Origin of the sequence: Rheinheimera sp. (assembly GCF_036568245.1) — a bacterium.
Classification (GTDB): Bacteria; Pseudomonadota; Gammaproteobacteria; order Enterobacterales; family Alteromonadaceae; genus Alishewanella.
The window spans coordinates 1-6130 of record NZ_DATCSY010000064.1; the positions used below are offsets into that span (position 1 = coordinate 1).

At 47.7% G+C, this 6130-nt stretch carries 4 protein-coding genes; all 4 read left to right on the forward strand.

Translation table 11 applies throughout. From position 1 onward, the window contains the following. The coding region (gene tssG / locus VIN66_RS02865) for a type VI secretion system baseplate subunit TssG (RefSeq protein ID WP_331922586.1) at nucleotides 1–768 on the forward strand (768 nt) is incomplete at its 5' end. 20 nt (nucleotides 769–788) lie between these two features. Beyond that, entirely contained in the window at nucleotides 789–3386 is a 2598-nt protein-coding gene (gene tssH, locus VIN66_RS02870; protein WP_331922587.1) for a type VI secretion system ATPase TssH, read from the forward strand. Nucleotides 3387–3674: 288 nt separating this feature from the next. Next, complete coding sequence (locus VIN66_RS02875) at nucleotides 3675–4154, forward strand: Hcp family type VI secretion system effector (protein ID WP_134055083.1); 480 nt, start codon at nucleotides 3675–3677, stop codon at nucleotides 4152–4154. A gap of 89 nt (nucleotides 4155–4243) precedes the next feature. Further along, on the forward strand, nucleotides 4244–6058 hold the full coding sequence (gene tssI, locus VIN66_RS02880) for a type VI secretion system tip protein TssI/VgrG (RefSeq protein ID WP_331922588.1): 1815 nt from the start codon (nucleotides 4244–4246) through the stop codon (nucleotides 6056–6058). Nucleotides 6059–6130: the final 72 nt, after the last annotated feature.

A 6130-nucleotide genomic window follows, 5' to 3' on the forward strand; every position in this document is an offset into this window, starting at 1 on the left:
GAAGCGGTAGATATGCAAGTCAGTTTTATGGGGCTTACCGGCCCAAGTGGTGTGATGCCGCAGCATTATACCGAAATGGTGTTACAGCGTTTGAAGCAGCGCGATAAGACCATGCGTGATTTCTTCGACATCTTTAATCACCGGCTTATTTCCCTGTATTACCGGGCATGGGAGAAATATCGCTTTGCCTGTCAATACGAAATGGCAGGCTCAGAGCATGACAGCTTCAGTGCGGTACTGAAAAACCTGTCAGGCGCACAGAGTACACTGGGTCTGTATTACGCCGGGGCTTTTGCTCAGCACAACCGCAGTGCCCAGCAGCTGAGCCAAATTCTCACTGAGCTACTTGGCACCACTGTCGAGCTCAATCCGTTGCAGGGGCGCTGGCTAACTTTAGATGCAACTGAACAAAGCAGACTGGCGATGAAATTTCTACCTCAGGGCCAGCATGCAACACTCGGACGCTCTGCGATGCTTGGCAGTAAAGTGTGGGATGTCAGCGGCGCGATTGAACTGCTGATTAAGGTACCCGCCGGTCGGGCAGAGCCCTTGCTGCCCGGAAGTTATCAGCACCATTTAATCAGCCATGTACTGGCAGATTTTCTGCCTTCAGCACTTAGAGTACGTATCACCTTGTTGGGCAGACACTGTGATTTCCCTCGGGCTCAAGTGGGTAAATCCTGTCTTGGCCAGAGCGGCAGTCTGGCAGTCAGAAAAGTAATCGAACATCAAGATACCCGGCTTAGCTACCAGCTGGCCCGGGCTTAGTTAATGCACAGGAAGCAATTATGTCTACTACCACATTAAAAAGTCTGGTTGAGAAACTAAACCCGGCTAGTCGCCAGTCTCTGGAAGCGGCAACGGCACGATGCCAGTCCCGCAGCCACTACAGTGTTGAAATTGAGCATTGGTTAGACGCCATGCTAGAGCTGGGTGATGGTGATATTCCGATGCTGTTACGCAACTTTGATATTAACCCTGATACTGTCAAGCAGCAGTTGCAGCAAGCACTGGAGCAGATGAAAACCGGTAACAATGCGTTGCCGACCATTTCAGTACAGCTGATTAACTTGCTGCGTACCAGTTGGTTAAGTACGACTATCGAATTTGCTGATCAGCAGATCCGTTCAGCATACATTTTATATACATTGCTCAAAGACGATAGTCTCGCCGCGCTGTTAAGCCGCAGAGTGCCTGCGCTTGATAAGTTGGATGCAGCTGAACTACTGCGGCTGTGGCCAGAGCTGGCAAAGCAGAGCTCAGAGCAGCAAAGCCAGCAAGCGACCAATAACTCCGTCAGTGGCGGTAAGACACCGGCACTTGACCAGTTCACCACTGATCTGACGACACAGGCCCGAGCCGGCAAAATTGATCCTATTATCGGGCGCGACTATGAAATTCGCCAGATGATAGACATTTTAACGCGGCGGCGGCAAAACAATCCGATACTGACCGGTGAAGCAGGCGTTGGCAAAACGGCGGTTGTCGAAGGACTGGCGTTAAAAATTGCCTCAGGCGACGTGCCGGACAAATTAAAAAATATCAGCCTGCGGGTGTTAGACCTTGCTCTGCTGCAAGCGGGTGCAGGTATGAAAGGCGAATTTGAAAACCGGCTGAAAAACGTTATCAACGAAGTTAACCGCTCAGTATCGCCGGTTATTCTGTTTATTGACGAAGCACATACAATGATTGGTAGCGGTGGCCAGGCTGGCCAGAATGACGCTGCAAATTTACTTAAACCCGCACTTGCCCGTGGCGAGCTGCGCACTATCGCCGCCACAACCTGGGCGGAATATAAAAAGTATTTCGAAAAAGACGCTGCTCTGGCCCGGCGTTTTCAGGTAGTCAAAGTAGAAGAACCCACGCCTGAACTAGCCACTGTGATGATGCGGGGACTGCTGCCGGTAATGGAGCAACACCATCGGGTATCTATTACTGATCAGGCGCTACAGGCGGCTGTTAAGTTGTCGCACCGCTATATTAATGGCAGACAGTTACCCGATAAAGCGGTGGGATTGCTTGATACTGCCTGTGCAAGGGTAGCAATGAGTCAGGATGCCATTCCTGGTGCTGTGGAAGATCATCAGCGGCTGGCTGCACAGTTACAGCAGGAAATTGATGTTCTGAAGCGCGAGCAGTACCTCGGTGTTGATCATCTTGATACATTAAAGGCACTTGAACTGAAGGCGGAGCAGGTCGCTGCAGAGCTGGCACAGTTGCAGCAACACTGGCAGCAACAAAAAGCATTGGTTGCTGAAGCCCGCCAACTGGCGCAGCAACTTACCGCAGAACCCCAGACGGAAGATTCGCCTTTACTTCAGCGCTTAAAACAGATTAAAGCGGAGTTCGCCGCCATTGCCGAGCCGATGGTGCACTGGCAGGTAAGTGAAGAGCTGGTAGCTGAAGTCGTGTCAGACTGGACTGGCATTCCGCTGGGCAAAATGCAGGCAGATGAAATTAATACCGTTTTAGCACTGAATACGTTCTTGCAACAGCGGGTTGTAGGCCAGGACCATGCGCTGGAATTGATCGCCCGCACCGTGCAAACTTCCAGGGCACAGCTTGCTGACGAGAATAAGCCGAATGGCATTTTTCTATTAACCGGGCCCAGCGGGGTAGGAAAAACGGAAACCGCGTTGGCACTGGCTGAACAGGTTTACGGCAGTGAAGAGCAACTGACTGTTATTAATATGTCAGAGTTTAAAGAAGAGCATAAAGTCTCTCTGCTGCTTGGCTCCCCTCCGGGATATGTCGGTTATGGTGAAGGCGGTGTGCTGACAGAAGCAGTGCGGCGTAAACCCTATAGCGTGATTCTGCTGGATGAAATGGAGAAAGCTCACCCTGGCGTACAGGATATTTTTTATCAGGTGTTTGATAAGGGCACGATAAAAGACGGTGAAGGCCGTGATATTGATTTTAAAAACACCATTATCATTATGACGTCTAACGTCGGCACTGATACGACGATGCGTTTATTTGAAGATCCTGATACTGCCCCCTCTGTGGAAGGACTGGCCAAAGCGCTTAAAGACGATTTGTTAACCGTATTCAAGCCGGCATTTCTCGGCAGGTTGAATCTTATTCCATACCTGCCGCTTGATAATGACAAGCTGGCGCTGATCACGACTTTGCAATTAGCCCGCATTAATAAACGTTTACGTCAGCATTACAAAGCTGATTTCAATTACGGTAAAGATGTGACCGATCTGATTGTCAGCCAATGCCAGGATGCTGGTTCCGGGGCCAGAACTATTCACAATATTCTACAGAATCAGTTGTTACCTGAACTATCCGTGCGCATTTTGCAGCGGGTCGCTCAGCAACAGCCGGTAAGTCATATTCTGCTGCAGGTAGTGGATGGCAAATTTGACTATAGCGTGAGCTGATTATCATTGTGTAAATGTCGGGCAAGATCTGCCTGACATTTAAAAGTTAAAAAATAGCTAAATTAATAGTTAATTTTCTGTTGTTAATATTGGTTTTGAAGATATAATTTGTGAAGTTTAAAAACTGCTAATCAGTTATGTAATTTTATTGATAATGCATAATTAATTTGATGTGTTTATTATATAAAGCAGCTGGTGGTTTTTAACATTTCCGGATTAATGAGTTATCCGGACTAACCTTGATGTCCGATATCGGGCACCTGTTTAAATATGCAAAAGGAGCATAGCATGCAAGCAAATACCTACCTGCAATATGGCGCGATCAAAGGTGAAACGACCGCTGAAGAGTTCAAGGATATGATTACTGTATTATCTATGGACTGGGGCACTCAGCGTGAACTGAGCTCTTTCACTGGTACCGCAATGGACCGTGAAGCCAGCGCCACTCGCTTAAATGACATCGTTATTACTAAGCTGCAGGATAAAGCGTCTCCGGATCTGTTCAAAGAAGCGACTATCGGTAAGGGTCAAAAAGCGGTTTTCCACATCACGAAGCAAGGCGATAAAGTGGAAGAGATCATGAAGATCGAACTGACTGACGCCATGATCAGCAGCTACCAGATGTCAGTGTCTGGCGACCGTCCGGTTGAAACTATTGTTATCAGCTATACCGAGCTAATGATGACAGTTACACCTACAGACGACAAAAACAACGTTACTGCACCGTTGGTATACGGTTACAGTGGTGTTAAGGGTTCTAAGCTGTAAGCTGAACCCGCTGGTGTGGTTTACCACACCAGCTTCCTATCTGCTTTTTTACCGATCATCTTATATTAGTAACCAGTTGAGGCGAATGGATGCAACAGGCAACCCAGGACGAGAACAGCATCAGAATTGATACGCCGCTTGGCAAAGATGCGTTGATTTTAACCCGGTTTGTGTTCAAAGAGGCATTGTCTCAGTTATTTAGTGTTAAAGCTGAAGTGTATGGCAACGGCCGCGAAATCAAACCTGATGAGTTGATCGGTAAAGAAGTCACTATTACGTTGGAATTAGGCGGCAATAAACAGCGCTACATCCATGCTGTGGTAGCAGATGTAGCCGCGCTGGGCGCCCGGGTGAGTAAAGATGCTGCCGGCGCGGATTATCGCGATTACAGCCTGCATCTGGTTGCCGCTGCCTGGTATATGCAGCACAGGGTAAACAGCCGGATTTTCCGGGCCAAAAACGTCTTAAAAATTGTTGAGCAGGTAGCCGGTGAACACAGTGTTAAAGTCGACGTTTCGGCTAAGATCCAGGGCAGTTACCCTGATTACGATTTTAAAGTGCAGTATGAAGAAAGTGATTTGGATTTTGTTCAACGCTTGCTGCAACAAGAAGGCATTTTCTATTACTTTGAGCATACACAAAGTGGCCACAAGTTGGTTCTGGCCGATAAGGCAACTGCTTATGAACCGGGTATCGAAGCTAAGGTAAAATTTTTTGCCGGCAGCTTGTCTGAGTCTCATATTCATCATTGGCAAAAAGCACTGGTGATGGCACCGGGTAAATTTGTACAGCGCGGTTTTGATTTGAAAAAACCTACTGCTTTGCCAACTGGCGAAGCGAATAAAGGTAGTTTAGTGAGTGGGCATGCCAACTACGAAGTATTTAGTTATGACGCTGAATCTGAATTTCATCCGCGATCTAAAGTAATTGCGGATATCCGGTTGGAAGCGCTACAACGGGATATCGAAAGGCGCAAAGGTGCAAGTAATTGCCGCAGCTTTAGCATAGGTAAAACCTTTACGCTTACCGAACACGAGGACAAAGCTGAAGCGGGTAAACAGTACGTCCTAACCGAAGTAGTGCTTACTGCAGCAATAGCCAGCCAGACCGGTGCAAACAAAACCACTAAACAAGAAATTAGTAACAGCTTTTACTGCGTACCGAAAGAGGTTGCTTACCGGCCGCAGCTGACAATTGCCAAGCCAGTGATCACGGGTGTACAAAGCGCTACTGTAACCTGTAAGGGCAGCGAAGAGATTTCTGTCGATGAGCTTGGGCGGGTTACGGTTAAGTTTCATTGGGATCGCTCAGACATAAAAGATAATGAAAGTTCTTGCCCCATCCGGGTCAGCCAGAATTGGGCTGGCAAAAACTGGGGGGCTTTTTTCTTTCCGAGGCGCGATCAGGAAGTGTTGGTCGAGTTTCTAAATGGCGACCCGGATCAGCCAATAATTATCGGCGCTGTATATAACTCTGATCATATGCCGCCTTACACGCTACCCGATGATAAGACGCAAAGCGGTATTAAAAGTCGATCCAGTAAAGGCGGTGGCGCAGCCAATTTTAACGAACTGAGGTTTGAAGATAAAAAAGGCGAAGAGCTGCTGTATCTGCATGCTGAAAAAGATTTCGAGTTGCAGGTAGAAAATAATCAGACTGATATGGTCGCAAATGATCGCCTTACCACTGTAAAAGGTAACGATACTGAAACAGTGAACAAAGACCGCAAAAACACCATTGATGGCAGCGATACGCTTAAGGTGGGCAAAAAGTTGCTGATTGACGCGGGAGATGCCATCACGATTAAAACCGGTGCAGCCTCTATTTCGATGAAGAGTGACGGTTCTATTGATATTAAAGGCGCGAATATCACCATTAAAGGCAGCAAGGTCAGTATCAATTAACGGACAGAGCAGACAGGATTAATTAAATGGCAAAACCGGCGGCGGTTATTGGATGTATGCATGTTTGCCCTA